A 1850-nucleotide genomic window follows, 5' to 3' on the forward strand; every position below is an offset into this window, starting at 1 on the left:
GGCCAGGACCAGCCCGACCGCGAGCGCCACGAGGAACCCGCCGGGACGGAAGCCGCGCTCGGCGATGAGTCCCGCGAAGCTGGCCGCGGCGAGGAGCCCGGCGCCCAACATCACGACCAGGGCGGTCCAGTACGCGGCCGGCCCGGCCAGCGCCGCCAGGCCGTCCAGCCGCGGCGGGGAGAACGACCGGCGGGGGCCGGCCGGAGCGTCCTTGGTGAGCCGGTGGGCCCGTTCGCTCCGGGGGCCGATTCCGGCGGCCCGCCGCAGGTCGGGCTGCGGCCGCGACGGCAGGGCCTCCAGGACGGGTTCGACGGCGGGTTCGACGGCGCCGACCGGTCGTGGGCGGTGCGGGGTGAGGCCGACCGGGTCGAGCCAGGCCGACGGGTCCAACTCCGCCAGCTCGGTGACGGTGTGAGTGACCTTCAGACCTGCAGCTGTGAAAGACAGTTGCCCGGTCCGGGCCTCGGAATCGCCGGTGCCGGCAGCGACGAGTGCGCCGCCGGGCGTGCGCGTCAGCGGCTGTCCGGGAGCCTGGGCGGCCCGGCCGTCCACGGCCGTCACCAGCACGAGCAGCCAGCGCCCGTCCGGGAGTTCACGCAGCTCGGCGCCTTCCTGCCAGTGCGCCAGGACGCGTGCGGCCGCCTCGGCCGCGCCGATCACCGGCACGTCGAGGAGGTAGCCGGCGGCGGTGACGGTGGCACCGAACGCCGCGGCGGGGGTGGCGCTCAATCGTCGCTCCCGATCAGGTGGTGGATCCGTCCGGTGTAGGCGTCGCCCACTACGATCCGGCCCGGCCGGGTCTCGGCGGCGATCAGCGGCAGCGTCGGGTGGACGGCGGGCGGGGCGGTGCCGCCGGAGAAGCGGGTCAGGGTGCGGACGCCGTCGGCGCGGACGTGGCGCACCAGGAGGCCGCTGCGGGTGCAGGTGATCAGCGCGGGCACCGCCTCGTGGTGGACGAGGCCGATCACGTCGGCGTTCTCCCGGAAGGAGATCCGGTGCGCCTGGCCCTGCCAGTTCCTGACCTCCCAGTCCCTGCCGTCCTCCGACCACGCGACGGTGGCGCCGCTGTGCAGGAGGTGGCGGGCGCGGGCCGCGCCGGCCGGCAGGCTCCGGTCGTACAGCCGAGGCTCACGGAAGCGGTTGAAGTGCTGCGGCCCCTCGGCGCCCCGGCCGACCTCGCCGTCGTCGGTGACGGTGCCGTCGGGCGCGATCCGCCACCAGCGGCCGGCCAGCGGCAGCAGCAGGTCGTCCCCGCCGCGGACCAGCGGCAGGACGGGCCGGGTGAACTGCCCGGCCAGCCCGGCACGGTCGAGGCCGAAGGCGGCCAGTTCGGCGGTGAACCCGGCCTGCTCGCCACCTGCCGGGGAGAGCGGGCGGCCGCTGACGTAGGGGACGAGCTGGTCCCCGCGTGCGTACAAAGCGATCAGCCGCCGGCCGATGCGTCCGGCGGCGAGCACCGGGCCGTTCAACTTGTGGCGCTTCGCCCGCACCTCGGTGGCGGGTCCGTTCCCGCCGTTGGGCAGGTTGACGGCGAGCAGGACGGAAGGGCGACGGCCCCGGGCGAGCAGGGTGCGGGTGCCGGTGGTGAACGCGGGCAGCGCTCCCCCGGCGGCCCCGGCGGCCTCCGCCGGAACGTTGACGACGGCGGGCGCGGCGGCCCGCCGGAACTCGCTGCCGCGCAGTGCCCGCACGGCGATCTCCGCTGCGGGGAGCGGAAGTTCGGTCGTGGAGCCGTCGATCCGCACGGTGACGCCGGTGGCGCCCTCGGCGGACCAGCGGGCCGCCTCGCTCGTCAGCACCCGCGCCCGGCGCGGGAGTTGTCCACCCAGCCGGGGCGAGGTGAGCACCCA

At 76.6% G+C, this 1850-nt stretch carries 2 protein-coding genes; both read right to left on the reverse strand.

Translation table 11 applies throughout. The features are described 5' to 3' along the window. Positions 1-729 (reverse strand): bpX6 domain-containing protein (locus tag ACFC1F_RS43260; RefSeq protein ID WP_376167302.1); only part of this gene is annotated, 729 nt, incomplete at its 3' end. Then, positions 726-1850: hypothetical protein (locus tag ACFC1F_RS43265; RefSeq protein ID WP_376167305.1), on the reverse strand; the 1125-nt coding region annotated here is incomplete at its 5' end. The genes ACFC1F_RS43265 and ACFC1F_RS43260, both read right to left, overlap by 4 nt.

This window comes from Kitasatospora sp. NPDC056181 (genome assembly GCF_042266225.1).
GTDB lineage: Bacteria > Actinomycetota > Actinomycetes > Streptomycetales > Streptomycetaceae > Kitasatospora.